Source organism: Asaia sp. HumB, assembly GCF_030263835.1.
GTDB classification, from domain to species: Bacteria; Pseudomonadota; Alphaproteobacteria; order Acetobacterales; family Acetobacteraceae; genus Asaia; species Asaia bogorensis.
On the sequence record NZ_JARPML010000004.1, the window covers coordinates 25,240 to 51,272 of the forward strand.

Below are 26,033 nucleotides of genomic sequence, written 5' to 3' on the forward strand. Positions count from 1 at the left end.
TTAATTGTTTATTATAATATGCGAATGTTTAACCCATATGTTAATATTGATTTAATTATAAATCTAGTTAATTGTTTGTAAATAAACAAAAGCAATACTCAATAGCTTTCTCCCTTTTTGTAGCTGAAGCTGCAGAAATGCTCGCTTTCCTTCTCTTGCGTTAAGACCAGCTTGCACAGATCGATTTCGTCCCTGTGGCGGTCAACGAAATGATACCGATCCACGACATTATCCCAGAAGGTCGGATCCGCCCGCTGCATGATCCCAGCCCCTACAGAGATTCCTGTGCCTGGCAATGAGTGTATGGCCAGATCCTGACGCACCCAGACGGGCATGCAGGCCAGCAGCGCAACAGGGGCCACAACCCCAACCATAAGCCCCACACTGAACAGGATCCCGAGCAGCCTCTTCTGCCGCACCGCATCACGCAGTTGAGGCAGGGCAGAACGCAGAGCCTCACTCTCCCCTGCTAATTCCTTCTCAACCACGCCAATACCGGACAGAGCCCCCGTCAAACGCTCGCTGACCACCCGCTCGATCCCGACCCGGAACTCGGCCGGGGACATCCGCAACACCGAGCGCCCCTCGATCTCACCAAGACGCTGCTCGATTGCGTTAATCGCGCGCTTGACCTGCCCCAGATCCAGGCTGGTATCCGGCGGCATGGCATCGCGCCAGTCCTCGGGCAGACGTTCCACCGATTTGCGCAATACCGAAACCTCGGCCCGCAGATCATCGAATGCCTGTGCTGCATTACCGCTCATTCTAACGCCCTCTGCTCCAGCCTGTGTCACGCTTCGGTTTGGGCTCTGCCTCGGGCCTGCGCTCATGCCCCAGACGCGGCACACGTTCCTTCGGCACATCGAGCGCCCGGATCGACAGATCCAGCACCGATCCCGGCGTCACCCCAAATGACGCCCCCTTGCGCCGCAAAAGCGAGCGCATCTCCGCATCCTTCCCGAGCTGGACCAGCGCTTCATCCCGCGTCTGAGCGGTCTTAAGCCCCTCCCAGACCCGCATGAAACGCTGCGCCCGCAATCCGGGAGACTGCCGGATCCTGGCTTCCTGCAGGATCGCCCGCGTCAGAACCGCACCACGCTCCGCCCCCTCCAGGGTCAGAAGCGCCGCACGCGCATCGACTTCATGCCGCAGGGCCATGAGCAGATCATCAATGGCACCCGGACGTACACCCTCCAGAGCCTTTGTCGCTCTATCAAGCGACTGCTCCTGATGAGTCAGGACAGGGAGCCGCGCCTCATGCATCCGCCCCACAGCCAGAAAGGCCTGCGCATACCGGGCAACAGCCCGCTCAAGCAGTTCCTGAGGATCGGGAGCAGCAACAGGCAGCCGACGATCGGGATTGAGGCGCAACGAGGCAAAAGCATCATCCTGCCCCTTCGCAGAAACACCCAGATCCAGCCCCGCAAACGGATCCTCCCCCACCTCCGGCAGCACGATCCGGCTTTCCGGCACGCCCAAGCCACGCCTGAGCGCATAGGCCCGCGCTGGTCCCTCCGAACTCTCTCGACCACCATCCGGCTCCTGAGGATAATCCAGCGTGGTATCCTTGAGCCGCTCGCGCGACAGCCGCCGCACCAGCCCGTCCCGATCCCCGACATCGTCACGCGCCCAGTGGACGGACACGGCCTCGCGATGACGCGACAGCGCCACATAGGCACCGTGCCGGTCCATGCTGCCCGTGGCCAACACATGCGCCCGATCCACCGTCACACCCTGCGCCTTGTGAATGGTCGCCGCATAACCATGATCCAGCGCGTCATACGCGCGCAGGGACACGGATACGACACGCCCCTCATCACCCGCATGCGCCCCGTCCAGCCGGACAGAGACCACAGCCCCGCCCTCATCATCACCGGACAGACCACAGATCGTCCCCAGCGTCCCGTTCTTCACCCCAAGCCCACGATCATTGCGCAGGAAATACACCCGATCCCCCGGCGCAAACACGCGCTCACCCTGCGCCGTCATCACGGACAATGCCCGCTCGCGATCCAGCTCCCCTTCTTCCAGACGCAGCGACCGCGCCGCTTCGTTCAGGGCCCGCACATCCACCCGCCGATGCGCCAGCATGATCTGACGGCAACCTGAAGTGGCTCCGCCTCCTGCCCGCCCCGCCTGCCAGGACGCCACAACGGCAGCACGCGCCGCCTCCAGCGTCTCGTGCCCCCGCACCATCCCCGCCGCCTCATAGCGATCCAGTGCGGCACCGGTACGCCCCGTCGCCAGCTCCTTCGTGGCCTCCTGCTGCCACCCCGCGCCCTGACGGCGCACAGTCGTGATCTCCACCGACCCCACACGCTCGGCCACAGCCCGGAACGCCGCCCCGGCTTCGATTGCCTGCAACTGCTCGGGATCACCCACCAGAACCAGCTTGGCCCCGGCATCCTGTACGGCAGACAAAACGCGCGCCATCTGGCGCGACCCCACCATCCCGGCCTCATCGACCACCAGCACATCACCACGAGAAAGCAGATCCACACCCGCCGCCCAGCCTCGCTCCAGCGAGGCCAAAGTCCGGCTCCCGATCCCCGATCCTGCCTCCAGCTCTTCCGCCGCAATCCCCGAGAGCGCCGCCCCCCGCACACGATACCCGGCCGCCTCCCACACGGAACGGGCCACACCCATCAGCCAGGTCGTCACCAGATGCCTGACGTCAGATCACGGGCGACTGACAATCCGTATCTGTCTGCCGCATGGCAGAGAACGCGCTGAACAGAACCACATCGATGACGGCATGGGCCACGATCGGCCCGATCAATCCCCAATGCGACGCAGCCAGTCCCAGAGGGATCATGCCAAGGAAGAGGAACAGCCCATACAGGCTGAGCCGCCACTCCCTGAGGCTGAAATAGCCATGAACCAGAACGAACAGGAATGCGGTACCGATTACGCCGAGCCAGTATTGCAGGGCACTCCGGAACAGCACTTCCTCCCCTGCCCCGGCGAACAGCGAGACCACGATGATCGCAGGCCACCCCCTGACGGCCGAGGTCAGAGCGACATAGCGCCTGGTGACGCCCATCAGGAACGGTTGCCTCACCATGAGCCACGCCAGCTTACCCAAAACGCCGCCATAGAGGAACCCTGCGAGGATCGGGGCAATCTGACTGCCTCCCGGCGGAGACCCCATCAGAACAGACAGAAATTCGCGCTTCTGAAGAACCACGATCCCGATCCAGCCAAGCCCCCCACACACCAGCGTCGAAAGGATTGCGGCGCGCAGGGAAAAGGGGCGGATCTCGCTCGATCTTTCAGTATCCCGCGCCATGTTACTCACCCCATTCGAAGCAGAGATAAGATACTACCCACGCATAACCGGGAGACACCCGCAAGCCAGACACCCTATCAGACCGCTTTTACGGGCCCTGGATAGGCTTGCACGAGAGGGTCGTTGGTCAGGAGCGTCAGGCCCTCCACAAGGGCCTGTGCGACCAGAATACGGTCAAATGGGTCACGGTGTATTTCGGGCAAGCCTGATACGGCCACCGCATGGCGGCTCGTAATCGGCAGTTCCTCGTAATCGTTCTCGATCAGACCACGTCGAAGCAGATGGGGATCGACCTTGAAATCAGCGCGTCCCAACCCGGCCTTGATGGTGATCTCCCACAGACTGGCAGCACTGAAAACGAGAATATGATCTGGATCAGACAGAAGGGACCGGGCTTCTGCTGAAAGCCTGTCCGGGGCACCTGCGGCCCAGAGCAGGAGATGGGTATCGAGCAGAAGCTTCATGCCGGACCATCAAACAGCGTGGTGATGCTGTCCTGACCTATCCGGTCAAAATCATCGGGCACCTGGATCTGGCCCGCCATGAACCCCAGACGTTTCTTCGCAGCGCCTTCAGGAGCAGAAATCGGACTCACCCGCGCAATCGGTTTTCCGGATTTGGCAATGATGAAGCTCTCGCCCTTCTGGGCATCCTCGATCAGTTTCGACAGATGCGTCTTGGCTTCGTGAATGTTAACCGTTCGCATGGTTTTTCCCTGATCTGGTCCATATGACTTAGTCCATAAAATATTCCTATTCAACTAGAAGTTTCACAATTCCTAGGAGCAAAAACAGATAACCGCATGGGTTATCTATCGTTTCAGCGAGTCAGAAGATTGTATCGAAAATATTATTCAAAACAGGTCGCGTTGAGGAAGGGCGTCTAGGGTCTGCTTAAGATTTGACCCACTTCGTACCTGCGGGATAAGGCGCTGGGGGAACAGGTATGGCTCGAGGCGATTTGACGGATCGGAAATGGGCGATAATTGGTCCATTCCAGCCACCTGCTCCAGAGCGAGCTGGGATAGCGCGGCATAAGTATCGAGTGAATTACGCATGACGACGATCATGCGTCCGAAAGGGCTGAATTAATCCAGTCCTTCCAGCCGCGCGGTTTCTGCTAGTTCGAAGCCTGTGCGATGCAGGCCTTCGACAAGCTATGAAGGTCGCAGCTCGCTACCGCTTATGGAAGCCAGTCCCCGATGCCGGCCTCGCTGATCCTCTCTTTGAGTGTGTCGAGCCAGTTCTGAATCATCGCCCGGCGGAACGGATCAAGGGGCGTGCCGTCCGGACGAGATTTGCCCGCCGCCGCATCGTGAAAGGTCAGACCGTTCTCAAGCACGAGAGGGAGGCAGCTCAGTTTAGGAACGCGCAGAATAGCGGTTTCGCACCCTTCGAAGTTCAGCCTGTTTAATCTGCTGAGGACTTCACCATAGATGCGGTTGGGGTCATGCCCAGTAGGAACGGTCCATTCGTTGAATACGAACACGCCGCGGCTTGGACGAAAAAGTGCACTGGCCCAGAGCCGCTCCAGATAGGCGGTATCGCCGTGTTGCGGCCCAATCATGAAGGCGCCGGTGATGGAGACGCCCAGGCCCTCGGCAAGCTTGATGATGTTCTCGTCTTTCGCCCAGGTCTCGAGCGTGCGATCGCCACCGCCGACATCGACAACCAAGGACTGCCCCGAAGAAGCTGCCCTGCCGAAGATATCAGCGAACCATTCGCGCAGCTTCGCGGCTTCCTCCGAGGTTGGCCGTGGTACGCCGTACTTGTCGTAGAGCGTCTTTGCGATGGAAATGCCCGGATTGCGGGCATCACTGTCAGCGAGAAGTGGCGGTGTGCCTCTATATATGGCGATTTCACCTATCGCTGATAGAAGTGTCGATCCTCCGAGATTGCCTCGCCCTGTCTTAACAAGAGCGACGGGAGTTTTCTTTTTGCAGGGTTCTGCTGATGCCATGTGACCTTCCTCCTTGAAAAGCGACCTTTCGATCGTGCGAGGAGCCTGACACAGGACAATGTGAGCGCCGACAGTCTGTACGGCAAGCTGCTAGAAATTGCGCGCGTAGCCCTTAACCAGAAGCAACATCCCTTTGAGCATAAGAGATCTCTTTTCGCGAGGGACAGCCTCTATCATTGGCACACAGGCGCGTGCCCAGTCTGATTGCCGTTCGAAAAACGACATGCGCGGCAGTCCAGGAATTTGTTCAAAATCCGTTCCTCCGTCGGACGTCAACCCTGTCGCATCCAGTGGCGTCAAAGCTTCCAGTGGCAGATTCTCCGGCATCCCGGCAGGGCGCGGTCCGACATAGCAAGGCGGCAAGGGCTTGAACCGATCCTCTCCATAGCGGGGTGCGGCTTCCAGCATCTTCACCGGCCGCTTGATCTGCCCGATGACGACGCCCGGCGCATCGTCCTGAGCCGTCGTCTCAGAGCTGACCTGCACCGGCATTGTAGGAACCGCTGCGGATACAGGGGCGCTAGATGGCGCAGCCGGGGTCGGAGGGAAGCCCCGCTCTGCAATCTGCCGGATCTCGAGCTCGCGTTCTGCTCCCGCACGTGCGACTGAAGCCGCCTCGCGATCTGCGGTTTCCTGGGCAAGCTTAGCGGCCGTCGCGTCTCGACGATACTGCCTAGCCGCATCCTCTGCCTCCCGCTTTTCCAGTGCAGCTCGAACCGCTTTCCTGACGCGATACCAGGTGGACTTCACCGTGTTCACAGCAGCCGGTCCGCCGTGACGGGCTCTCAACCCATCAGCGTAGGCGGCGTCGGCAATGCGTCCCCAGCGAACACGGCCGCCGCTGATCGACCGCTCCATCATCTCGAAATTTTCGACCATCCAAAGATAGAGCGCGGAGTGTTGCCATTCGCCGCGCTCACATCGTCTGAGAGCGTCGTGAAGGGCGCTGCGCGGTGTCATCGCGATCATCGTCATGTGGCAGGCCCTCCGGTGTCTCCGCCCTAGCTACCACTCGACGGCATTGGATGCAAGATAGATGCGTTTTGGAGTGAATTCAGATGCAAGTCCGGTGCGAAGTAGATGCAAGTTTTTTCTTTCTCCATACACAAATGCACCCTCGCGGGTGCGTCCCCTGCGGGGCCCAGGGCGGCATCCAGCTCTGACCGGTAGCAGCGTTATATCGAAGTCGCTTTCGGTATGAGTGGCTTTGCTGTATCTGTTGTCAGATACAGCGTTGATGTACGTATCAATCTTGGGGATTTTCGGTATGCGCACCTTCTCAACCAGCGATCTCTCGCGGAAATCGGGAGATATCATCGCAAGTGCGCTGCAGGGCCCGACAGCCATCAGCCAACGTGGAAAGCCCCGTCTGGTGGTTCTCAGTGTCGAGCAGTATGAGGCACTCACCCAGGCGCAGCTTGACCGTCGCATTGTCGGAGCAACGGTGGAGATGCCTGACGCACTGGTAGGGGATGTCGTCCTCGCTATCGACTCATTCCTCTCTACAGATAAGGGGTAAGTATGTCTGGCGTGATCGAGCCAGGCGTGGTCCTACAATATCCCTATCTCTGACACTGGCAGGACGCCCGAGGGGAAACCAAGGGGCGCAAGGATCGCCCAGTCGTTGTGGCCGTTCTGTTTGTTGGACGGGATGGCTTGGACTATGTGCTGCTCCTGCCGATAACGACGCAGGCGTCGGGGGCCGAACGCAAAGCCATTGAAGTCCCCGCTACAGAGAAGTCACGCGCATCCCTCGATAAGTGTCGCAGCCAGTGGCTTCTACTGGACGAGTATAATCTCGATCCGCTGAAAGGCTCCTACTACCTGCGTCCCTCCTCGGTGACCGAGCAGTTCAGCAAAGCATTTATGGCTACAGCCCTCGGGCAGTTCCGACGGCTGCTTCCACAGGCTTGTCCGGTAGCACGATACCCTCGATACGGATCATTTCACGTCCCTAGATCCTGCAAGAATTTTTACGGCCGGGGTAAAACAATGAGGCGCTAAGTCGAAGCATATTGAGATTTTCAATCGGAGGCTGTCTGCGCTCACATCGTTCTCGGCGAGAATGTTCCCCATTAAGACAGTGGGGCTCACAATGGCAGAAAACGGCTTCGATCTACGCGACACACTTGCTCGGAACACACAGAACCAGGTCGTGATGATCAACCTGCTTCGGCAGCAGGGCAATCTCTTGGCGGAGATTCATCAACTGGTCAGCCCGCCTGAGCAGACCGACGCTCCTAGGCTCAAGACCCATTGATCCAGGTGGGAAAATCTGAAACAACTTCTGCGAAGAGACTGATGATAAGCAACTTGTATTGGCTAACGAATAAACAGATGAAGCGTCTGCGACCGATCTGCCTCAAGAGCCATGGTAGGCCATGCGATCGATGATCGGCGCGTGCTGAGCGGGATCATCTTCGTGAACTGCGATGGGATACGCTAACTGGAGTAAGTTAGCTGAAGCCTGCAGGAAGGAATAGACAGACGCTGAGAGCGGTTGCGTTGTTCCAGTGGGCAAAAGCCTGAACACGATCGATGTGTCGGGAGAGAGCGTGGGTGCTGGAGGCGGATGGGGCGAAGAGATTACGAATGGCGGAAAAAGCAGAAACGAAGCGCTGACATCCGCCTGATAAGCGAAACTGCTGCATGACCCGCTCACGTCTTCGCAGCGGGAAATCGCTGTCCTCTTCCCGATTGTTCAGACCCTTATGCGAGAGATGCCGGATCGAGAGACCGAGTTTGCGTCCAGCTGCTCTGTAGGCGTTCCGCCTGTCAGTATTCATGCCGTCCAGGTGCAACTCCTGCCGTTTCAAAAGTCAGGTGAGGAGGCGCATTGCGACTTTGGTATTCCGTCGTGTCGGGAGGATCTTGTCGAGAGCATATCCGTCCTGATCCACGATCCGCTACAGCCAGTAAGGCTGGCTATGAATCATGATTCGCACCTCATTCAAATGCGAGATATCGCCAGGTCGGGCCTTCTGGTGTTGTCGGGAGCCGGAATAGGCCGCAGCGAACTTTGAGTTTCACCGATCGAACGTCTCATAGGAGGCAACAATGCCTCGTTCGAGCAGTATTTCCCCGATCAGACGGAAGCCCTGTGGTAAGCAGAAATACAGCTACACTGCATGCGCAATCAACTCGCCCGGAAATCGACGTCGTTTGTAGCTCACAGATGAGGCGCTTATCGCCCGCTTTTAGCATTCCACACTCAACGTGACATCCCCCCTTTGGGAGCGCCGTGAAGGGCGCTGCGCGGTGTCATCGCGATCGTCGTCATATAGTAGACCCTTCAGTGTCTTCACCCTCGCTATCACCCGACAAAGACGGATGCGTGATAGATGCGTTTCGGATCGGTAGAAGATGCAGATCAGATGCGAAGTGGATGCAAGTTTCTGTTCTCTCCATATACAAATGCAAACTCTCAGTTTGAGCTGTGCGCCGCTTTCATAGGGGAGCGTTGCGACACCCGCGTAGGCACTCGGATCGGGTACGGTCTTTGCTCTTTCAGCGGGCATCGCGGGGTCGAAACTGTGCTTGTGAGGCGCGGGGTCAATACGATATAAGGGCCATTGATATCGTGATATCAGGAGATCTCATGGCACAGTTCGTTATCCGCAATCTGGACGACAGCGTTCATGCTGCGATCCGGCAAAGAGCCGCTCGACACGGTCGAGGTTTGGAGGCCGAGGTGCGCGAAATTCTGAGCAGAGTCGCGTCGGAAGAGGCTGGGATTGAGCCCGGGACAGGGCGAGGCGCTCGTATGGCCGCCCGTTTCGCTCAAGCAGGATTTCGGGAGGGGGAGGGGATCGAGGAGCTGAGAGGGACGGCTGCTACACCGGCGGCGTTCGACTGATGGTCATACTCGACACCAATATCTTGTCCGCCTTGATGAAGGCGCAGCCGGATCCTGTCGTGATGGGCTGGCTCGACCGGCAGAGCAGTGCAGCCCTTCGGACAACGTCAGTCAATGTGTTCGAGGTTCGCTTTGGTCTTGCCCGCATGGAGGCGGGTCGGAGACGGACTGCCCTGATTGAATCTTTCTCTGCCATGCTCGTAGAGGACCTGGGCGGTGCGGGTCTTGAGCTCGACGACCGTGCTGCTGATGTTGCTGCGATTATAGCCGCAGAGCGTGAGGCCGTCGGGAGACCTGTCGACTTTCGAGACACAGTGATCGCGGCCATAGCTGTGCGATACGACGCCACACTTGTCACAAGGAACCTCCGGCATTTCGCCGGCCTGCCTATCCCGGTAACCTCCCCATGGGGCGCTGAATGAGATTCTCCGCGATTTATACCCTGGAATTAACAGGCTTGGCACCAGAGGCATCAGCATAGAGGGGGAGGAAACGCGGCTACACGTGCTCACTTCGAACGCTTCAATGTGGAGCGCAAAAGGCTTGCCAGTGACGTCAGGAACATCTCCGAAAAAGTCAAAATCGCTGGAGACGCTTCATCAAGATTTCCCCACGCACACCAAGCATGTGAGGCATTGAATTATGTACAGCCCCATCATGAAGCCCACGCAACCAGTGCGCAAAACCTCTGCATGAACTGAACGATGCCCTCGCCTGGCGCAGCCAAGTTCCCGGAGTTGAACGGAAAATTTCGTTCCCTGCACGTTTCCGACTTGTTCGGCGAAACGATCTGCCGCAATTTCGTCGGTTACTGCCACCGGACCGTTTTGGGCCGTCTGGCGAGTCGAGGAAAAGAACCACCATGACCTGACCCCCAGACGCCAAAAACCCCGCCTCCCCCGATTTACCAGATCGGAAGAGCCAGGGTTCATGACAGATCGGAGATCTGGATAAAGGGCCAAGCTGATTAAGGCCCCCATCTAGCGATGCTCCCACCCGAAACGCAAGAGGTTTTTTGCGAACGGGAGAGATTTGTCTGAACGACCAGCCGGGAAGCGGTTCACGCAACCACTTTTCGATGGATGTTGAACCATGGAGTTCACCCCTCCCTTTGCAGGGCAGGACGGGTCGTATCGGCCCGGACGGCGGCGGCTGAGTGCAGCCATGCTGGAAGCCGAAGCCGAGCTGACACAGGAGCCTGCCGACTATCCGGCGCGTCGCGAGGTCCTTGGGCTGCTCAAATCACTGCGTGGCGCCCTGCCTGTGTCGGCGGCGGCGGCCAATACGCTGATCGTGATGATCGAGCACACCAGGGCGGAAGACTGGACGGCGATGGAGACGCCTTTCGTCTATGCGCATAACGAGACGCTTCTGAACTGGACCGGGGTGTCGCTCGCAACGCTGCGACGTCATATTCGCGAGCTTGCCGATGCCCGATTTCTGGTGGCCCAGGACGGCCGCAACGGACAGCGCGGGAAAAGGTGGCAGGGGACAGAGTCCCAGCGGACAGGGTTCAATCTGGCCTCGCTACGGCATCGCTGGCAGGATCTCGTCGCACTCAGCCGCTCGGAGACCCGCCGGCGGGAGGAACTGAGCTTCCTGCGTCAGGAAATCGCCTCGCTCAACGAGCAGGTGCGTCTTTTGTCCGATACTCTTGATCAGCCGACCATCATGGCAGAGGCACGTCGTCTCATGCGTTTGCGTCTGATGACGAATGAGACGGCCAAACTGCACGCGCTGCATGGACAGATGGCTGCGCATCTCGTGGCCCTTCAAGCTATCCAGACGCAGCAGAAAACGACTGTGGATAACCTCGCATCCGCCATGTCTGAGACGGCTAATCTGAGACCCATGGGTGCGCAAAATGAGACCCATTATACAAATACAAAAAACAATCTATCTCTTAAAAAAGTAGTCTCCGTAGCGGCTTTCAGCCGCAATCGCATTGAAGCAATGCGGCATGTACCGTTGGGTGATCCGCGTGAAAGTCCTCGCCTCGGACGCGAGAGCGCTCTTCGAGGGTTCAAGGGAACAGCTCAGTTCTATCTCGGAATTTGCACAGCCCTTCGCGAGATATGCCCTACTGTAACACCCAGCGCGGAGCAGCTGATCGACGCGGCCGAATATCTGTCAGGTCAGATCGGGGTTTCGTATCACGCCTGGGTGCAGGGATGTGGCGTTCTCGGTCGGCTCCAGGCGGCGATTGCCGTGATCATCATGGCCTCGCGCCTTGAGCGACAGGCCGTAATCCATGCCCGTGACGCCTATTTCAGAGCCCTTGTGGAGCGGGGAGCCCAGAACACCCTGTTCCTCGACCGGAGCCTCTATGCGCTTCGCGATGTTCGCAACCGGGAGGAATTGACCATAGGCACATTGGTCGAGACAAGGGGATCTGCCGATGTAGGATCGGCTACCATTCAGGGCGGGCGACACTGATCGGATAGCTGAGGAACTGTGGTGGTTTGCGTCGTGTTCGCGAGGACAAAAAATGAGTGATCTGGTTTTGTCGAGACGGGAATGTGTATGGCTGCGGCAGAGGTTCCAGCGCGAAACACCTGGGTCGGTTAGGCTTGATGAGGGTTTCCCTCTTCCGGGCTGGTATGGCTCGTGCAAGAAGAATCGTTATGTCCCGGCCGCACTCCAGACGATGATCGAGCGTGGATTAGCGACGACCCCACACCGCATCGAGCAGGAGCCGCGGTTCTATTTCACGCGTCTCGGTATAGACGCTATCCGAGCTGCGTTCGGGCATCCCAAGGGACTGAAACGCGAAGAATGTCCCGCGCTTGCGCAGGCAGTCGGCCGAGCGACGAGGCGCGCGATTATCCGTTGATCATGTAATCAGTCTTCTGTCTGGTCGTCTTCAGGCGCGGTCTCGGATGGGGCTCTGGCGAGGCGTCGCGTCCGTTTGCGGATTGGGCCACGGATCATCTCATTGCGGTTCTCACCGATCTCCAAAGCTGAACCGATGTGCGCTTTAACCCCTTCGGGACGGGTAAGGAGTAGTCTTTCGTCTTGGGTGATGATCTGCCGCCCTTCCATCGCGGCTGGCTGCAGGGGCACGAGCCCGTCGAGGCGATCCTGGGTGAGGACGAACCCGCCGGGATGGGTGTCAAGCTGACGTGGAAAGCCCAGAAGCTGGCGCGCCATGTGCAGTGTGAGCGCGAGACGCCGGTCCTTCGGATTGAGGCCGACTTCTATCAGACGCTCGCGGCAGATCTGCGGATCGTCCAGACAGAACGCGATATGGCGCGAAAGCTGGCCGGTCACGTCATCGGGCAGGCCGAGGACCTTGCCGACTTCACGTAACGCGCCTTTGGGCTGAAAGCGCTGGACCGTTGCGCAGAGCGCGGCCCTATGCCGACCGTAATGGCTGTAGATCCACTGGATGATCTCTTCGCGGCGATCGCTCTCGAAATCGACATCGATATCGGGCGGCTCCTTGCGGTCCTCGGAGATGAACCGCTCGAAAAGCAGGCCTGAGCGGACGGGATCGATGCTGGTGATCCGCAGCACATAGCAGATCGCCGAGTTGGCGGCCGAGCCACGGCCCTGACAGGCTATGCCCAGCGAGCGGGCATGCTGGACGATCGTGTTCACCGTCAGGAAATAGGGCGCATAGCCCAGCCGCTCGATCAGGGTGAGCTCATGTCTGATCTGGTCGCGGACTGTTTCGGGTGTGCCGGCCGGATAGCGTCGGGGCAGGGCGCTTTGAACCAGACGTGCGAGGGTCTCCTGCGGGCTTTCCCCCTCGATCATCGCCTCGCTTGGATACTGGTAGCGCAGATCGTCCAGCGAAAAGCGGCACAGATCGGCGATGCGGCTCTGGTTTGTCAGGGCCGCGCAGGACGAGATCCGGACAGGCCATGCGCTCGGGGCCAAGCGCATCGAGGGTGGTGTTCGTATGAATGGCAGTCAGCACATCGAGCAGGAGATGACGTTTCGGATCGTGCAGCCGGACATCGCCGGTTATGACGGTCTCGATCCCCATTTGCGCTCCTAAAGCCTGCAAGCCATGCAGCCGGCGCCAGGCATAGGGCTCGCGCCGATAGACGAGACCGAGATAGCGCCTGTTGCGATCGGGCGAGATGGCGCAGAGTGCTTCGATCTGAAGGCGCGTCGTCTCGATCGCGATGCCGGGCTGCAGGATCAGGACGAGATGATCGGCCGCCTGTTTCAGATCCGACCAGTCGAGCGCGAAGACCCCGCGCTCTCCCCGGTAATGACCGAGTGTGAGAAGCTTGCACAGCCAGCCCCAACCGGTGCGGTTGATCGGATAGGCGAGCAGCACGCTGCCATCCGACAGGGTAAGGCGTGTTCCCGGTATCAACCGGATTCCGACTTCTTTCGCTGCCCGATGCGCCCGGACCACACCCGATATACCATGCCAGTCGGCAAGCCCGATCGTCGCGAAGCCGAGATGCGCGGCCTGGGCAATCAGTTCCTCGGGCAGGCTTGCGCCCTGCAGGAAGGAGAAAGCCGAGAGCGTCCCCAGCTCGATGATCGGGGTTTGGGTCATGACCGGTCCTTGTCCTCGATCCGTCGATGCGGATGAGGGTGCCGGCTGCTATCGGGCGCACCCGGCGCGGGACGGCGCATGAGCACGAAGCCGCAGCGCAGCAGATGGGCGACCAGGCGCTCGGCGACCAGTCGGGCCATGAATTCATCGGCGTCATGGACACGCCGCCTGCCGTCATAGCGCAACCCATGCTGCAGGGCGTCGGCAAGCTCTTCGGGACGGGCGTTCAGCAGGGGATCGGTGGGCGGCATCATCAGAACAGGCCCTGCAGATGCCACTGGCCCGAACCGCTCCAGTCATGGACACCATCTCCCAGACGATAGAGCCACAGGCGCTGTCCTTTCTCCGTCTCGATCGTCCAGTAATCGCGCACAATCCCGAACGCGGCCGGATCCTGCCACCAGGCGCCGGCGATCCGCTCCGGCCCCTCGGCACAGACGATGCGATGCAGCATACGGCCGAGCCGGAACTGACGTGGGGCTCCATCGGGGAGCAGGGCTGTGACCTCGATCGGGATGGCGTGATCGAGCAGAACGACCGGGCGGGGAGCAATCTCCAAGGGGAATTCTCGTTCGACCGGTCCGTGCAGGCTGAGATGACGTGATTCTTCAGGCCAGGCGGCATCGACGCAATGCAACCGCGCGAGGGAGATTAGCCCCGGCGCACTGGCCAGACGATCGAGCAGCGTTGCCGGCCAGGTGCTGTGCGTCTCGCCATAACCGGGCAGGGCGGTCTCATGCTGGCGGATGGGCGCAGACTGCACGATGACGAGCTGCACTGCCTCGATGCCAAACCCCGGCTCGATCTGCGGGATCTGGTCGCAGAGCAGGCGGATCAGACGGGCGGGATCGCAGGTGGCGTCGGACGTGCCCACACGCACTGCCTGGATCGTGTTATCGACACGCGTACAGAGGAAATCGACGAGCCTTGCGCCTTCCCCGCGCTCGAGGAGCTGCGCACAGATTCCAGGCACAGGGGCCTCGATCACTGTTGCGATCGCTTCTGCCGTGCCGATCGGCTCGAACAGGGAGCGGGCGCATTGCACACCGCTGCGTTCTTGCACGAATGACAGGGGCATGGGTCGAAGACCGGCAGCCTGATCGAGGCAGTCGAGAAAGGCGCTCCCGAAGCGCTTGGCCAGGGGCGCGCGTGGCAGATCGAAGCACGACCCGATCGTCTCCAGGCCGAGGCGTTTAAGGCGCGGTGCCAGAGCCTTGTCGATCGGTAGGGATTTGCAGGGTAGGGCGCGCAGGGCTGCCTTATGCGCGCCAGGTGCAATAATTGCTGTCTGTTCTGAACGGGCAATTGCGCGCGAGGCGGCCGCACTATCACTGATGCAGGCAAACGCGTTGTGTCCAAAATTGCGCAGATCGGCGCAAAGCCGCTCGAGAAAGGCGGTTTCGCCCCCAAACAGATGGGTGCAGCCAGATAAATCGGCGAAAAGCCCATCCGGCGCGTCGGCGGCCACGAGAGGTGACATCCATAAACCCTAGGAAGTCAGGCGGGCGAGCGCCTCGCGGTCCTGCTCCCTGTCATGCTCGATGACGAGCAGGTCCGGATCGAGCGCCCTTGCATGGGCGAGCGTCATGCCGGCCCCAATCCCGGCGCGGCAGGCGGACGCATCAACTGCCGTCACGACACGCCTGTTGCCCTCAGTGGCGTGCAGCACCAGCTTGCGCGAGGCCGGATAAAGCGCGCTGTTCTCGCGGCGCAGCTGTTCGGTCGAGAAGAAGGGCATCCAGAGAGCGAGGAAGCGGCTCATGGTCGGGGCAATCGAGGGTCCAGCGTTTGGGCAATCCCGCACGCAGTTTCAGTAGGTCGGCTGACAGGCGGCGCGGGCCAGGAAGAGGGAGCGCGAGACCGGGCAGAGGCAACGGGCGTGACGGCTGGGCGGCGATCTGCCATCTGGTGGCGCAGGCACAGGCTTCGTGCGCCGTGCCTGCTCCTGTCTTGCTCTGGCGCAGGATGAATCCGGTAGCCCCTGTCGCCTCAGCGGCCAGGTTGAGCCGGCGCGCTTCGGTCAGGGTGAGCGCGCGATCGGTCTCGACAACCAGAATCATGGGCTCTGCGTGACGCAGGATATCCTCGCCGACCGGCAGAAGACGATCGGCAACGAGCTCGAGGCAGAAAAGGCGTCGCCGTGCGATGCCCAGCGCATCCAGACCTGCCCCGAAAAGCTGGGAGGGACGTGTGGAGAGCCAGAATACCGGGCGATCGCTGCGCGCCAGGCACGGCAGAAGAAAGGCGAGCGTGCTGCCGCGCTCGAGCGGAGAAGCGATCAGAAACTCATGCAGCGCGCCCGCCGTCAAACCGCCATTGAGATGGTGATCGATCGGGTCATAGCCTGTCTCCAGGCGGAGATTGGCGTGGTCTGTATGGTCGCGTCGCTCGATCTGCCGGATGCGTTTGCGCAATGTGTCGAGTGCGGTGTTGTCCATGTGCTCCTCCTTTCCAGAAGGAACATAAGGAGAACAAGCGGGGCAAAAGCAAGTGAATTCTGGTGACGGGGAGTCTGTCCTGTGGATTTGTGGAGTGCCGCCAGGGCGGGCACGTGCGCCCTATGGACAGGCTTTCACCCTGCCCACAGGGTGCCCGACACACCACAACCCCACAGGATCATGAGCAGGAGATTTTTCTCTTTTCTGAATTTCAAAAAGGGAATGAGTGGCTGCGTCGAAGGGGGGCTCTGATCGGGATATCGGGCTTGATACATTGTATCGATCAGGTAATTATGGCGCTAATGCAGGCAGGTTTCCCAACTCTTTTCCTGTCCTGCAGCTTTCATCCTGATCGCCCAAGCCTTGCGTGAGGGGGCGCCGCTCAGGCGTAGTTGGGCTTGCATCGATCCAGGACCTGCAACGCGACCTCGCCAAATTCGAGGTCACTCAGATTGATCGAGGCATGAAAGACCTTTCCGAAATTCTCATTGGAGCCCCAGGCGGAAAAGCCACCGCCCCGACCACGCGTTGCGACGATTCGTACCTGATCCCCCTGATCTTCCGGCCAGTCAATATAGATACCAGCTGATTCGGACATGGTAGTCAGAAAATCCTTGAAACCAAATTCCTCCTGGATACGCAGCCAGAACTCACGAGATTTCTGGTTTGACTCTGGCTTCATGGAGTCAAACGGTTCATCTGGGAGAGGTCGAGGCAAATGTGCACCGAAATCCTCGCTGCTATACAGTGCCTTCTTAAGGTTGGCCCCGATCCATTCCGTCGTAACCTGTTTGCGGGGAATGAAAGTCGACCAGCCCGAACGGGAGAAGTGACTTCCTCCCCAACGCTCCTTGCAGATCACGGCCACATATTTTCTGGTGCGGATGACCTGAGCACGTCGGGTGGGAATCTGCCAGGACGGAATCACGGTGCTCATGCGATGTCTGCAATCCTGAAATCAATAGTTTTACTGCCCGCAGAGTGAGCGGCGGGGATATCACGTTAAGTTGGATAGGCCGAGCGTCTTGTGTTTATGCTGAAATCATACGGCAAGAGCGGTCCCATTATCCAACTTAACGTGACATCACCGGAGCATGCTGTCCCAGCGTTACACGACGTCTCTCGATGAGCTTCTGACAGTCCAGTAGCACGAGAAAAAACTTCGTCTCGCAGGTGGAAATATCAGATAAGAACTTTGTTACGTTTTCAGATTGGAACTACACTATGGGCCAAATCACACTCTAGCATGGCCAATGCAATCCGGGGTCGGCCTGGGGTGAGGGACACGAAATGAGAATTATACATTTGCTGCCAGTCGCGATAATTGCGTTGGGATGTCGTGAACCGGCGACCGCTCGGAGTCAGGGCGGGGATAGTGAACATGCCGCAGCGGAACCATCAAAAGGCTCTGGCTCGAAGCGCATGGATTCGCATACCGGCCTTGGCTCATCAAAAAACGAATTTCTTGTCGTACATGGATTTCGACGCTACCAGATGGCTCCTGAAATCGATGTCACCCCACCTGAAGACACATCCAGGACCAACGTCACTCTGCCCTGGATAGGAAAAGTGGAGGTTTCGAATGGTGAGAGCTACGGGAGAGATCCGAATACGGGAACGAACCTGAAACCGTTTGGCGAAGCTTACGAAAACAGCAGTATCGTAGGTCGCGGCCTGGCAGCCCCGGGTCAGGTGGGTGTTGGAAACATGAATCCCTGACCCGGGGCTGCCAACGATTCCCAGACTATTGCTTTCCGGTGCCAGGTCGATTTGACCTAGCGCTTCCATTCTCCAAGCGAGACCGGGACCTGAAGAAGGACCTGGGAAATTGGCCGGTCCGAGACCAGTGTGGCATCCGGCTTCTGACTGCGCAGGTCAAGGGTGTAGCGATAGCTTTCATTACCTTTGTTGATAACCAAAGGTGTTACGCGACTTCCGTCTTCAATCGAAAGGCTGGCTTGAGCGCTGACCACTATGATGGCCTTTCGGGTGTCAGGCACGAAGGCGGATGCGACAAATCCTGCTTTGGCGCTGATACGGCCGTCGAGTTTGTGAGCCCATTTTTTCAGCTCTGCAACCGGGACCCTCTCCTGCGGTATCAGGGGAAGTTCAACCTGTCCGGAAAACTCAATGGCCTCGCCCGGCGATAGAGCTGCCATAACATTCGGGTTCTGAGCTCTCAGGCTCTGCTTCTCCGGCACGGTAATCCGACAATCTCCCTGACGGGTAATCGCGACGTGACCGCCTTCCGATGCGAGGTAGAGATGTGCGTCGCCGACTGGCTCGCTCCCTGGAGCAATCGTTCCACAGACTGTTAGCTTCATGCCGGTCGGCTGACCGTGGTCAGTCTCAATAGCCTCATACACCGCCAGCATCCTGTGCAGGTTTGATACGGGGGTTTCGGTATAATGTGCACGGACATCGACATTCTCAGCCAGTGCGGGAGAGGAGAAAGCCAACAGCCCCGAAAATAGGATAAACTCTCTACGCATAACTCATGACTCCATGACCGACCTGCGCACCAATCGTACGCCGTCGCAGAAAACAAGACAGCACCCCTCAAGTCCCGCCACGAGAATACATAGTGACAGGGCGTCAGCCCAGGCGAGAAGAAAAGTAAGTGAAATGAACACTGACAAGATTGATGCGCATGCGGGGCCGAGTTTCCTCTGAACAATTCCTGCCGTTAGATAAGCATACATCATGACTTGCAGAGAGATGAATGCTCCCATCATGATTGCGCCTGACGGGGTTGTCTGTAGATTAAAGTAACCCGAGAGATTATAGAAAACATGCAGGATGATGGAGATGACTAGTATGGGCAGGCGCAGCATCCCTTGGGCCACCATGAATGGCATCATCGTCAGAGTTTCGTGGAAAGGTACTCGCCAGAGGTTCAACACGAACTGAAGTGGCGTGCTCCCACCGGCCATCCCATATTCAACGACCTCCACGGATGCCGAGAACATGGAGACAAGGTAGCAGGTGCAGAAACGGGCATTGTCAGTCGCCACGTTTTTGCGGAAATGTGTGAGCAACGTGGCAACACAGAGGTATTTCGAAATTTCTTCAATCGAAGCGTTCAACACTATGACCCACGGGTAGCGTGGGAGCATCGAACCCGCAGTTATCTCAATAAGCCATGTTGCGCAAAAGAACGCCGCACAGACCGAGAGGGAAACCATGAACCTCACGTGTCTGAAGCGGGGCAGTTTTCCAGCAAGCATTCGTAGGCCCACGTATATTCGGAGTTATGGAAGTCCTCAGTCATCAGTCTGGCAATCTCGAGCATCCGGATATAAATACGGCTTCTCTCCGAGAGGTCAGGCAGGGACTGCGGGCGGTCAACCCGCGTTGCGGATATCGTAAACTTACCCGAGGCAGGCCCTCCGGTAGTCAGATAAATGATGTCAGCACCAGTCTTTTCAGCCAGCCATCCTGTACCTGGATACATTGGCCATATTTTCCCGCAGACTGGAGCGAAGAGCCGACCTTTCCTGTGGCTGAACAAATCCGGCATCATGATGCAGACACCTGATTTTCTCAATATCTTTATGGCGTTCGCAATTCCGCGCTGGTTGTTGTGGATGACATTTCCGTATTTCCTGAGGTGGACAGCTAGATTGTCCCAGCTCTGATTTCCGGGATTTTTGCTCGGCTCGTCGTAAAAGACGGCGATATCGCGTCCACGCAGCTGACCAGCAATCGAGAGTATGGCGGGGACAAAGAGACCTATGTGCGACAGGCAGACGATGATGCCGTTATCCATTTCCTCAAGAACCCTATTGAGGTCCTTGTCATACTTCGAGACCTTGAGAGAATTTTGCACCGGGTCGAGGCCTGAGTTGAAAATTTCGGCTTCGAACACGGATAAGTCATTGTCCTCGGGGAGGTGAGCCCTGTTTGGAGGCATCGCCGGGCCACTATCCCCTCCCGGCGCATCGCAGTCCATATTATCGAGTTTAGCGAAATAAGCGTCCACCGCTTCACGAGTGGGGGCGCCATTACTGCCGGCCAGGATAAGTTCATGAGCCCTTAGAAGACCCAGTCGAATGGCATCGGACTGCTCCACCGCCGCTTTCCAGCCGCTCGCCGCGTAATGCGGTCCCCCACCTCTCCATTCGGAAAAATTCTCGCGGATGAGACGCTCAAGCGCGATGAGCACTGCCTTCTGGAGGTCCGCATCATCGCCCGCCATGGGGCGCTCCAGCACCAGTCCGCTTTCACCAGGGCCGCGCTGCGGGACCAGGACCGTTCTTTTGGCCATATGCTGGCTCATGGTTTCAACAAGCGGGAAGCTTCTGTCCCTGTCCATGAAGGAGAACGTGTCGTATCCCTCACCAGAGCCGTAAAATCTCTCGCACGGATAAATGATATAGTCGCTGTTCGGAGCCAAAACGGAACCAACAAGGGAGCCGATGTCGTTTCTTGACGAGTTTATGAAATCCGTATTCGCCAGACCGTCCGGGATTAAGGATAATGTATCACGCAGCACGGACGGTATCTCGGGGACGACAACCAAATATCCAGGCATGACAGTCCGCTTGCTGAAAGCCTGCCCCCATTAAGGGGCAGGAAAAAGGGGTGTTAGAAAGAGAAAGTCTTGCTGCAGAAAGAACTGTATTCGCCCATATACTTGACGTTCTTCGCCTCCCCGGCAGCGGCATGAAGGGCCTTGGATGCGTCCGAGGCCATGGCCGCCAATGCATTGATGTGAACCTGGGCGTGGGGAGCGAGAGTGTGAACGGTATCGAGAACAGGTGCCATTACTTCAGACCTTTTTTCCGCGATTCGACCGTAATATCACGGTCTTGACTATCTAATTACAGCGAAGAAATCTCGTCAACATAAATATCAATCGAAATGATGATTTATTGATTTGATAATATACATTAGTGTGACTAATTATTTTGTAAGATTTTTTATATAATACATCTATGAAGTTATAAGCACTTCTCAGATACATCAAAACATACCCCAACATGAGTATAATTAATCTCTCATTGGTAGATTATGTTGTCAAATCGGAATATTTATTGGAGGCCATGTTTGTGCTGCACTATATTACAAAGGATTTCAGTGTGTCATATTATGACTTACCGGCTACATGTCAGGCGCCACGACAATGATGGCTATCGATATTTGCGGCCGTTCTCGGCGAGCCCTTTCTGCCTGACATGTCTGCCCACAAGGACGCCCACTGAACCGAGCTGTCACGTTAAACTTTGTCGTGGTAGGTGCGGACGATGAGAGCGTCCTCAGCCAGCTATAAAGGGCACCGTTTTCTTCGTGAGTTGATAGCCCGCGCGGTCTGGCTGTATTTTCGCTTCCGGCTGAGTTTCCGCCTAGCACTACTTTGGCAGAAAACATTGGAAAGGGATTCCCTTGACGCCCGATCGCTGCTTCATAGGAGACCGGCTATGATGAGGGCTGGCGATGGACGGGGATTGGTGAGCGGATCTGGACGCATGGCTTGAGCCGTTTATGGCGGGGTTTGGCCATAAGGCGCAGCACACCATGTGCCCGGCCTATATTGCTGGGCTGATCGGTCCGGGCGATCGCAAGAGCATCCAGCCGATCGCGGCCCGGACGGGCGAGGTTCCGTATGATCGGCTGCATCACTTCGTCAGTGCTGGCGTGTGGGATAGCGCGCCGCTCGAGGCGGCCCTGTGGGACCAAGCCGATCACCTGGTGGGTGGCCCACGATCATGGCTGATCGTCGAGGACACCGCCTTACCCAAGAAGGGTACGCATTCGATCGGCGTTGCTCCGCAAGATGCTTCATCCCTCGGCAAGAATGCCAATTGCCAGACCATGGTCTCCCTGACCATGGCGGCGCACGAGGTCCCGGTCATGGTGGGCCTGCGGCTGTTCCTGCCGGACAGCTGGATCACTGACCCGATGCGTATGACCCGTGCACACATACCCGAAGACTATCAGACCGCCAGGAGCAAGCCCGAGATTGCGATTGCGTAAATCGACCGGATGAGAGCGGCAGGTATACGGTTCGGCTGCGTGCTGGCCGATGCTGGATATGGCCTGACGGCATCGTTCCGCCAGGCCTTGAGACAGGCGGGGTCTGTATTGGGCCGTCGGCATTCCGCGTCACCAGAAAGTCTACCCGCACGATGTCCAACTGATCTTCCCCGAGAGTGCGCGCAGTCGGCCACGCATCCGTCATGTGCCCGATCAGCCCTCGGTCAAGGCCGAGGTGGTGCTGGAGACCGCCACATGGCGACGGATGAGCTGGCGACGTGGTACCAAGACCGGCCTGGCCGCCAGGTTCGCCGCAATGCGGATCCGCATTGCGGACGGACCGCCCCAGCGTATCGGCAGGCTTGGGGCACAGCACATGCCGGGCGAGGAAGCGTGGCTGGTCGGAGAGCGGCGAAGCACCGGCGAACGGAAATATTATCTGTCCAATCTACCGGCCGATACGCCGCTCAAGGACCTCGCCCGGGCGATCAAGGCACGATGGGTCTGCGAGCAGGCCCATCAGCAACTCAAGGAGGAACTCGGCCTCGATCACTTCGAGGGGCGATCGTGGATCGGGCTGCATCGGCATGCTCTGCTCGGCATGATGGCCTATGCCCTCCTCCAATCCTGTCGCCTCAAGGCAGCAGGGCGGAAAAAAAACCATCACGGGTGCGCCGCCTCAGCCCAGTGTGCCAGCGATCCGTCAGTCCATTCTTGATCGCATCCTCCGACCACCATGCCGGCAGTGCCCTCACTGCGGCAGGACGCTCAGTCCACCCTCATCACAGAAAATGCCAAAGTAGTGCTAGGCTCAGGACTCATAACCAGAAGATGACGGTTGCTGCGAGGCAGATGGCTGAGAAGAAGACATTTGGGCATCTGTCATAGCGAGTTGCGACCCTCCGCCAGTCCTTGAGCCTTCCGAACATAATCTCGATGCGGTTGCGACGTTTATATTTTCGCTTGTCATATTTGACCGGTTTTCCGCGGGATTTCCGCCCCGGAATGCAGGGCCTGATCCCCTTTTCCTCCAAGGCATCCCGGAACCAGTCGGCGTCATAACCTCGGTCCGCCAGCATCCACTGTGTCATAGGAAGACTGTCCAGCAGGGCAGCGGCACCCGTATAATCGCTGATCTGCCCCGCAGTCATGAAAAAGCTCAGCGGTCGTCCGTTCTGATCGGTGACTGCATGCAGTTTGGTATTCATGCCGCCTTTGGGGCGACCGATCAGGCGGCCTGGATCCCCTTTTTTAGCCGCAGGCTCGAAGCAGTGCGGTGCGCCTTGAGATACGTCGCATCAATCATAATCGTCTGAGGCTCGGCTTGCGCAGCAGACAGACCATCCATCATCCGCATGAAAATGCCCATGTCGCCCCAACGCTTCCAGCGGTTGTAGAGCGTCTTGTGTGGACCATACTCCCGGGGCGCATCACGCCAGCGCATGCCATTGCGGTTCACAAAATGATGCCGCTCAGCACACGGCGGTCATCGACACGAGGCTTGCCGTGGCTCTTGGGAAAGAACGGCCGCAGACGTTCCATCTGTTCATCCGTCAGCCAAAACAGATCGCTCATCTTCAGTCTCCTTGCAGAGCCTGAATCAGATTTCAGCATTCAAATCAATGGGTCCTGAGCCTAAAGACCTCATGCATGATCGATGAAGACGCTGGTGATCTGCCCTTTTTACGATTCTTCATTCAGGAAAACCTGTGACCGTGCAATTGCTGCATCGATAAGGGCGATTGCCTCTTCCAGAGCGGTGTAATCGATTGCGAGCGGCTCAAACGGGACGGGTGCCGGTTCTGCGGTCTCTACTACCTCGACGATATCCATTGAAAACGCGCTATCATCGCACCGTGGCCGTCCCCGTTTGCGGCCAGGAAGAGGACGTACGGGAGGAAGAACTGCGTCACGCAGAGGTTCGAACCCTTTGAGTGCAAAAAGCCGTCGCGCCGTACGGTGGGTCACTTCGGTCACAAGACCCTCGGCAAGAAAGCGCTCGAGCAGGAGATAGGCAGCTTTCAGGGAGATATCGAGCAGGTCAGCGAGCCGTGTAGCCGATAGCAGGGGAAAAGCTGCAAGAAGGTCGATTGCTGTGCCTGCCCGCGAATTGCGTCGACGCGCCCCGCTATGAGCTCTTGCATGATGCCACTGGCGTTCGAGCCCGAGGACACGTGCATGTATACCTTCTGCCTCATCGGCCAGTGCATCGAGAAAGCAGGGGAGCCACGCCGATCGCTCCCAGGATGTGCCTGATGCAAAGGCCCGGGTTCCTGTCAGGGGAAGCCCGACACGCAGAAGTCCTGTTTCCTGCCAGAAGGCTACAAGCGCCCCGCGCATGGGAGAACGACTGTTCGCGTCATCGATCCACCGGTGGAATGCCCGGGCCGCCCCGAGAAGCGGCCCCACTGCTGCACTCTCGGAACGCAGAAGCTCCGTGGTCTGCCGGATCTGTGTCGTCTGGATGCGTGTTGGCTGAACGAGCCACCGATACTGCTCGAACGCAATTTTCGCATTGTCGATGAAAGATCCTCGATCGATCGCGTCTTCGCCCGGAATTACCGGGCGCAAGCCTTCCAGCTCGGCCGCCAGATACCACTGATCGATAACGTAACCATCCACGCGTGCGCAGATGCGTGCGGCCTCAAGCCGCTCACGAAACAGAATGGCGGGGAGCAGGGGATGATTATGGAGACGCTGGTCCAGTCGTCCTATTGCGACAGCGGCGCGGGTGAGTGCGCCATAGAGTGCATTGCTTGGAGACAGGGGGCGGTTCTGCAGATCAAAAGGGCGTGTCACAGATCGTCCAGGCTGGCAGGAACTGGGCTTTGAAGTGAAGCCAGGCGCCGCACACAAGCGGCAGAAGATCACGATCATCTCTGGAAAGGGCAACGCGCTGGACTGGCAGTTTCCCGGTTTCGACGACGTATTCGAGGGTCTGGCGGATGAGATCGGAGTGCGTGATTACGAGCCCGGAGAGGCGCCGATATGCAGCAGCTTCAGGTGCATCGTCAGTGCTTGAAGTGATGGATGCCATGACCTCTTGTGCTCTCGGACTAATGCGCTTCGTACATCTTTACGCTCATCAGGACGAGGCATCATCTTACCCTAATATGAACTTAGATTCAAGTAACGTCTTTTCCTAAATTCAGTCCCCTCCCCCTACTTCCGATAATTTCTATTATCGGAAGTAGGGGGGATCGGCGGAAAACGGCGCTGGAGGGGCCGAAAAGCGTGTCTCAAAGGCGCGGTTTCGATGCAGCGCAGGTCATCTCCCTGCCTATACGGCCGCGCTCAATGAAGGATGTCAGCTTTCGCTTCTTTTCTGCCGTTTAAATGGCAGATGTGGTTTGCTTAAAGCAGACATCGGCATCAGTCATCTTCTGCTTCATTCTCATGAACAATCGTGATACGTTTGTCCATACACGCAAGGAGGCTGAGTATGTCTGCCGTCACATTCCGGGTAGATGAAACACTGAAGGCAGCCGCTGTTGAGAAGCTGTCTGCTCAAGGCATTTCGCTTTCTGACGCACTGCGCGACACCCTCGCATATATCGCTGAAACGGGCCGCTCTCCGGTCAAGCGCACACTTGTCACAGACGAGGACGCTCAGCTTATCGAGATTGTGCGTGAACGTCTCAAAAACCGTGCCCAAAAGCATCGTATGACTTTTGCGGAGCTTAAGAGCCGTCATCGCGAATGAAAGAGTATTGTCTTGAATTCGACGATAGAGCGCTCAGGGAATGGGATGCTCTTGACGGCAGTGTGCGGAAGAAATTTGAAAAGAAGCTGGAAAAGCTGATCTGGTATCCTCACTCTTCAGGAAATGAGCTTCATCGCGACCTATCAGGGTTTTACAAGATCAAGCTTCGCAAAGATGGCTACCGCCTTGTTTATCAGGTCATCGACGAACGGATCGTCATCTATGTGATTGCCGTTGGCCGCAGAGCCGATAACGAGATTTACGAATTGGCGTCGAAACGGAAAGAGTGAATT

The 26,033-nt window shown here is 58.0% G+C and carries 28 protein-coding genes and 5 pseudogenes; 11 read left to right on the plus strand and 22 right to left on the minus strand.

Annotated elements, in window-relative coordinates:
* Positions 1 to 98: 98 nt before the first annotated feature.
* The 7 genes and pseudogenes from P5689_RS15280 to P5689_RS15310 form a co-directional block, all read right to left on the minus strand.
* Complete coding sequence (locus P5689_RS15280) at positions 99 to 764, minus strand: DUF6118 family protein (RefSeq protein ID WP_285533949.1); 666 nt, start codon at positions 762 to 764, stop codon at positions 99 to 101.
* Between the two features lie 283 nt (positions 765 to 1,047).
* Positions 1,048 to 2,649: pseudogene (locus P5689_RS15590) on the minus strand (AAA family ATPase); the annotation flags it as partial.
* Between the two features lie 25 nt (positions 2,650 to 2,674).
* Positions 2,675 to 3,289, minus strand: a complete 615-nt coding sequence (locus P5689_RS15290; RefSeq protein WP_285533951.1) for a CPBP family intramembrane glutamic endopeptidase — start codon at positions 3,287 to 3,289, stop codon at positions 2,675 to 2,677.
* Positions 3,290 to 3,366: 77 nt separating this feature from the next.
* Positions 3,367 to 3,753, minus strand: coding sequence for a type II toxin-antitoxin system VapC family toxin (locus P5689_RS15295; protein WP_285533952.1), 387 nt, complete (start codon positions 3,751 to 3,753; stop codon positions 3,367 to 3,369).
* Positions 3,750 to 3,995, minus strand: a complete 246-nt coding sequence (locus tag P5689_RS15300; RefSeq protein ID WP_285533953.1) for a type II toxin-antitoxin system prevent-host-death family antitoxin — start codon at positions 3,993 to 3,995, stop codon at positions 3,750 to 3,752. Before P5689_RS15300 ends, P5689_RS15295 begins: the two co-directional genes overlap by 4 nt.
* A 476-nt stretch (positions 3,996 to 4,471) precedes the next feature.
* Positions 4,472 to 5,248: a hypothetical protein gene (locus P5689_RS15305; RefSeq protein WP_285533954.1), complete on the minus strand. Its 777-nt coding sequence runs from the start codon at positions 5,246 to 5,248 to the stop codon at positions 4,472 to 4,474.
* Between the two features lie 90 nt (positions 5,249 to 5,338).
* Positions 5,339 to 6,223, minus strand: a complete 885-nt coding sequence (locus P5689_RS15310; protein WP_285533955.1) for a hypothetical protein — start codon at positions 6,221 to 6,223, stop codon at positions 5,339 to 5,341.
* A 292-nt stretch (positions 6,224 to 6,515) separates the two neighbouring features.
* Between P5689_RS15310 and P5689_RS15315 the strand changes: the two genes are divergently transcribed.
* The 3 genes and pseudogenes from P5689_RS15315 to P5689_RS15325 all read left to right on the plus strand — a co-directional run.
* Entirely contained in the window at positions 6,516 to 6,767 is a 252-nt protein-coding gene (locus tag P5689_RS15315) for a type II toxin-antitoxin system prevent-host-death family antitoxin (protein ID WP_285533956.1), read from the plus strand.
* A gap of 576 nt (positions 6,768 to 7,343) precedes the next feature.
* A complete protein-coding gene (locus P5689_RS15320) occupies positions 7,344 to 7,508 on the plus strand; it encodes a hypothetical protein (protein WP_285533957.1) in 165 nt (54 codons plus the stop codon).
* A 44-nt stretch (positions 7,509 to 7,552) separates the two neighbouring features.
* Positions 7,553 to 7,691 (plus strand): annotated as a pseudogene (locus P5689_RS15325) (IS5/IS1182 family transposase); the annotation flags it as partial.
* A gap of 13 nt (positions 7,692 to 7,704) precedes the next feature.
* Here P5689_RS15325 and P5689_RS15595 read toward each other — a convergent pair.
* The gene (locus P5689_RS15595) at positions 7,705 to 8,034 is read right to left on the minus strand and encodes a DDE-type integrase/transposase/recombinase (RefSeq protein ID WP_352230632.1); all 330 of its coding nucleotides are present in this window, start codon (positions 8,032 to 8,034) and stop codon (positions 7,705 to 7,707) included.
* Positions 8,035 to 8,846: 812 nt separating this feature from the next.
* Here P5689_RS15595 and P5689_RS15330 point away from each other — a divergent pair.
* The 3 genes from P5689_RS15330 (at position 8,847) to repC (ending at position 11,540) form a co-directional block, all read left to right on the plus strand.
* Positions 8,847 to 9,104: a FitA-like ribbon-helix-helix domain-containing protein gene (locus tag P5689_RS15330; RefSeq protein ID WP_285533958.1), complete on the plus strand. Its 258-nt coding sequence runs from the start codon at positions 8,847 to 8,849 to the stop codon at positions 9,102 to 9,104.
* Entirely contained in the window at positions 9,104 to 9,526 is a 423-nt protein-coding gene (locus P5689_RS15335) for a PIN domain-containing protein (RefSeq protein ID WP_285533959.1), read from the plus strand. The genes P5689_RS15330 and P5689_RS15335 overlap by 1 nt, the downstream gene beginning before the upstream one ends.
* A gap of 670 nt (positions 9,527 to 10,196) precedes the next feature.
* Positions 10,197 to 11,540 (plus strand): replication initiation protein RepC, encoded by a 1,344-nt coding sequence (gene repC, locus P5689_RS15340; RefSeq protein ID WP_285533960.1) that lies wholly within the window; start codon positions 10,197 to 10,199, stop codon positions 11,538 to 11,540.
* Positions 11,541 to 11,945: 405 nt separating this feature from the next.
* Here repC and P5689_RS15345 read toward each other — a convergent pair whose 3' ends face one another.
* The 7 genes from P5689_RS15345 to P5689_RS15375 all read right to left on the minus strand — a co-directional run bounded on the left by P5689_RS15345 (position 11,946) and on the right by P5689_RS15375 (position 16,998).
* Complete coding sequence (locus P5689_RS15345; RefSeq protein ID WP_285533961.1) at positions 11,946 to 12,863, minus strand: hypothetical protein; 918 nt, start codon at positions 12,861 to 12,863, stop codon at positions 11,946 to 11,948.
* On the minus strand, positions 12,751 to 13,623 hold the full coding sequence (locus tag P5689_RS15350; protein ID WP_285533962.1) for a PHP domain-containing protein: 873 nt from the start codon (positions 13,621 to 13,623) through the stop codon (positions 12,751 to 12,753). Before P5689_RS15350 ends, P5689_RS15345 begins: the two co-directional genes overlap by 113 nt.
* Positions 13,620 to 13,877, minus strand: a complete 258-nt coding sequence (locus P5689_RS15355) for a hypothetical protein (RefSeq protein ID WP_285533964.1) — start codon at positions 13,875 to 13,877, stop codon at positions 13,620 to 13,622. The genes P5689_RS15350 and P5689_RS15355 overlap by 4 nt, the downstream gene beginning before the upstream one ends.
* Positions 13,877 to 15,103 (minus strand): DNA polymerase Y family protein, encoded by a 1,227-nt coding sequence (locus tag P5689_RS15360; RefSeq protein WP_285533965.1) that lies wholly within the window; start codon positions 15,101 to 15,103, stop codon positions 13,877 to 13,879. The genes P5689_RS15355 and P5689_RS15360 overlap by 1 nt, the downstream gene beginning before the upstream one ends.
* A gap of 9 nt (positions 15,104 to 15,112) precedes the next feature.
* Positions 15,113 to 15,385, minus strand: coding sequence for a hypothetical protein (locus P5689_RS15365; protein WP_336718656.1), 273 nt, complete (start codon positions 15,383 to 15,385; stop codon positions 15,113 to 15,115).
* A complete protein-coding gene (locus P5689_RS15370) occupies positions 15,276 to 16,061 on the minus strand; it encodes a hypothetical protein (protein WP_285533967.1) in 786 nt (261 codons plus the stop codon). The genes P5689_RS15365 and P5689_RS15370 overlap by 110 nt, the downstream gene beginning before the upstream one ends.
* A gap of 382 nt (positions 16,062 to 16,443) precedes the next feature.
* The gene (locus P5689_RS15375) at positions 16,444 to 16,998 is read right to left on the minus strand and encodes a hypothetical protein (protein ID WP_285533968.1); all 555 of its coding nucleotides are present in this window, start codon (positions 16,996 to 16,998) and stop codon (positions 16,444 to 16,446) included.
* A 151-nt stretch (positions 16,999 to 17,149) separates the two neighbouring features.
* On the opposite strand from P5689_RS15375, the pseudogene P5689_RS15600 reads away from it, so the two are divergent.
* Together P5689_RS15600 and P5689_RS15380 are read left to right on the plus strand one after the other, a co-directional pair.
* Positions 17,150 to 17,209: pseudogene (locus P5689_RS15600) on the plus strand (DUF4113 domain-containing protein); the annotation flags it as partial.
* Positions 17,210 to 17,483: 274 nt separating this feature from the next.
* Positions 17,484 to 17,780 carry a hypothetical protein gene (locus P5689_RS15380; RefSeq protein WP_285533969.1) on the plus strand — a complete coding sequence of 99 codons (297 nt, stop codon included), beginning with the start codon at positions 17,484 to 17,486 and terminating at the stop codon, positions 17,778 to 17,780.
* Between the two features lie 56 nt (positions 17,781 to 17,836).
* Here the strand turns inward: P5689_RS15380 and P5689_RS15385 are convergent, their stop codons facing one another.
* From P5689_RS15385 to P5689_RS15400, 4 genes are read right to left on the minus strand one after another with little or no spacing between them, the layout of a single operon-like run.
* A complete protein-coding gene (locus tag P5689_RS15385; protein ID WP_285533970.1) occupies positions 17,837 to 18,553 on the minus strand; it encodes a hypothetical protein in 717 nt (238 codons plus the stop codon).
* A gap of 3 nt (positions 18,554 to 18,556) precedes the next feature.
* The gene (locus tag P5689_RS15390; RefSeq protein ID WP_285533971.1) at positions 18,557 to 19,246 is read right to left on the minus strand and encodes a hypothetical protein; all 690 of its coding nucleotides are present in this window, start codon (positions 19,244 to 19,246) and stop codon (positions 18,557 to 18,559) included.
* Between the two features lie 5 nt (positions 19,247 to 19,251).
* Positions 19,252 to 20,595 carry a hypothetical protein gene (locus P5689_RS15395; protein ID WP_285533972.1) on the minus strand — a complete coding sequence of 448 codons (1,344 nt, stop codon included), beginning with the start codon at positions 20,593 to 20,595 and terminating at the stop codon, positions 19,252 to 19,254.
* 53 nt (positions 20,596 to 20,648) lie between these two features.
* A complete protein-coding gene (locus P5689_RS15400; protein ID WP_285533973.1) occupies positions 20,649 to 20,828 on the minus strand; it encodes a hypothetical protein in 180 nt (59 codons plus the stop codon).
* 717 nt (positions 20,829 to 21,545) lie between these two features.
* Between P5689_RS15400 and P5689_RS15410 the strand changes: the two are divergent.
* Positions 21,546 to 22,755 (plus strand): annotated as a pseudogene (locus tag P5689_RS15410) (IS701 family transposase).
* A gap of 100 nt (positions 22,756 to 22,855) precedes the next feature.
* Here P5689_RS15410 and P5689_RS15415 read toward each other — a convergent pair.
* The 3 genes and pseudogenes from P5689_RS15415 to P5689_RS15425 form a co-directional block, all read right to left on the minus strand.
* A pseudogene (locus tag P5689_RS15415) lies at positions 22,856 to 23,612 on the minus strand (IS5 family transposase).
* Between the two features lie 108 nt (positions 23,613 to 23,720).
* Entirely contained in the window at positions 23,721 to 24,836 is a 1,116-nt protein-coding gene (locus tag P5689_RS15420) for a hypothetical protein (protein WP_285533974.1), read from the minus strand.
* Positions 24,820 to 25,074 (minus strand): type II toxin-antitoxin system RelB/DinJ family antitoxin, encoded by a 255-nt coding sequence (locus P5689_RS15425; protein ID WP_285533976.1) that lies wholly within the window; start codon positions 25,072 to 25,074, stop codon positions 24,820 to 24,822. Before P5689_RS15425 ends, P5689_RS15420 begins: the two co-directional genes overlap by 17 nt.
* A gap of 405 nt (positions 25,075 to 25,479) precedes the next feature.
* On the opposite strand from P5689_RS15425, the gene P5689_RS15430 reads away from it, so the two are divergent.
* Positions 25,480 to 25,740 (plus strand): type II toxin-antitoxin system RelB/DinJ family antitoxin, encoded by a 261-nt coding sequence (locus tag P5689_RS15430; RefSeq protein ID WP_285533977.1) that lies wholly within the window; start codon positions 25,480 to 25,482, stop codon positions 25,738 to 25,740.
* Entirely contained in the window at positions 25,737 to 26,030 is a 294-nt protein-coding gene (locus P5689_RS15435) for a type II toxin-antitoxin system mRNA interferase toxin, RelE/StbE family (RefSeq protein ID WP_285533979.1), read from the plus strand. The genes P5689_RS15430 and P5689_RS15435 overlap by 4 nt, the downstream gene beginning before the upstream one ends.
* Positions 26,031 to 26,033 lie beyond the last annotated feature (3 nt).

Bases quoted from the DNA above. Each gene is read 5' to 3' on its own strand.
- P5689_RS15280 (WP_285533949.1), bottom strand. From the start codon at position 764: ATGAGCGGTAATGCAGCACAGGCATTCGATGATCTGCGGGCCGAGGTT.
- P5689_RS15290 (WP_285533951.1), bottom strand. From the start codon at position 3,289: ATGGCGCGGGATACTGAAAGATCGAGCGAGATCCGCCCCTTTTCCCTG.
- P5689_RS15295 (WP_285533952.1), bottom strand. From the start codon at position 3,753: ATGAAGCTTCTGCTCGATACCCATCTCCTGCTCTGGGCCGCAGGTGCC.
- P5689_RS15300 (WP_285533953.1), bottom strand. From the start codon at position 3,995: ATGCGAACGGTTAACATTCACGAAGCCAAGACGCATCTGTCGAAACTG.
- P5689_RS15305 (WP_285533954.1), bottom strand. From the start codon at position 5,248: ATGGCATCAGCAGAACCCTGCAAAAAGAAAACTCCCGTCGCTCTTGTT.
- P5689_RS15310 (WP_285533955.1), bottom strand. From the start codon at position 6,223: ATGACGATGATCGCGATGACACCGCGCAGCGCCCTTCACGACGCTCTC.
- P5689_RS15315 (WP_285533956.1), top strand. From the start codon at position 6,516: ATGCGCACCTTCTCAACCAGCGATCTCTCGCGGAAATCGGGAGATATC.
- P5689_RS15320 (WP_285533957.1), top strand. From the start codon at position 7,344: ATGGCAGAAAACGGCTTCGATCTACGCGACACACTTGCTCGGAACACA.
- P5689_RS15595 (WP_352230632.1), bottom strand. From the start codon at position 8,034: ATGAATACTGACAGGCGGAACGCCTACAGAGCAGCTGGACGCAAACTC.
- P5689_RS15330 (WP_285533958.1), top strand. From the start codon at position 8,847: ATGGCACAGTTCGTTATCCGCAATCTGGACGACAGCGTTCATGCTGCG.
- P5689_RS15335 (WP_285533959.1), top strand. From the start codon at position 9,104: ATGGTCATACTCGACACCAATATCTTGTCCGCCTTGATGAAGGCGCAG.
- repC (WP_285533960.1), top strand. From the start codon at position 10,197: ATGGAGTTCACCCCTCCCTTTGCAGGGCAGGACGGGTCGTATCGGCCC.
- P5689_RS15345 (WP_285533961.1), bottom strand. From the start codon at position 12,863: ATGATCGAGGGGGAAAGCCCGCAGGAGACCCTCGCACGTCTGGTTCAA.
- P5689_RS15350 (WP_285533962.1), bottom strand. From the start codon at position 13,623: ATGACCCAAACCCCGATCATCGAGCTGGGGACGCTCTCGGCTTTCTCC.
- P5689_RS15355 (WP_285533964.1), bottom strand. From the start codon at position 13,877: ATGATGCCGCCCACCGATCCCCTGCTGAACGCCCGTCCCGAAGAGCTT.
- P5689_RS15360 (WP_285533965.1), bottom strand. From the start codon at position 15,103: ATGTCACCTCTCGTGGCCGCCGACGCGCCGGATGGGCTTTTCGCCGAT.
- P5689_RS15365 (WP_336718656.1), bottom strand. From the start codon at position 15,385: ATGAGCCGCTTCCTCGCTCTCTGGATGCCCTTCTTCTCGACCGAACAG.
- P5689_RS15370 (WP_285533967.1), bottom strand. From the start codon at position 16,061: ATGGACAACACCGCACTCGACACATTGCGCAAACGCATCCGGCAGATC.
- P5689_RS15375 (WP_285533968.1), bottom strand. From the start codon at position 16,998: ATGAGCACCGTGATTCCGTCCTGGCAGATTCCCACCCGACGTGCTCAG.
- P5689_RS15380 (WP_285533969.1), top strand. From the start codon at position 17,484: ATGGATTCGCATACCGGCCTTGGCTCATCAAAAAACGAATTTCTTGTC.
- P5689_RS15385 (WP_285533970.1), bottom strand. From the start codon at position 18,553: ATGCGTAGAGAGTTTATCCTATTTTCGGGGCTGTTGGCTTTCTCCTCT.
- P5689_RS15390 (WP_285533971.1), bottom strand. From the start codon at position 19,246: ATGGTTTCCCTCTCGGTCTGTGCGGCGTTCTTTTGCGCAACATGGCTT.
- P5689_RS15395 (WP_285533972.1), bottom strand. From the start codon at position 20,595: ATGCCTGGATATTTGGTTGTCGTCCCCGAGATACCGTCCGTGCTGCGT.
- P5689_RS15400 (WP_285533973.1), bottom strand. From the start codon at position 20,828: ATGGCACCTGTTCTCGATACCGTTCACACTCTCGCTCCCCACGCCCAG.
- P5689_RS15425 (WP_285533976.1), bottom strand. From the start codon at position 25,074: ATGGCATCCATCACTTCAAGCACTGACGATGCACCTGAAGCTGCTGCA.
- P5689_RS15430 (WP_285533977.1), top strand. From the start codon at position 25,480: ATGTCTGCCGTCACATTCCGGGTAGATGAAACACTGAAGGCAGCCGCT.
- P5689_RS15435 (WP_285533979.1), top strand. From the start codon at position 25,737: ATGAAAGAGTATTGTCTTGAATTCGACGATAGAGCGCTCAGGGAATGG.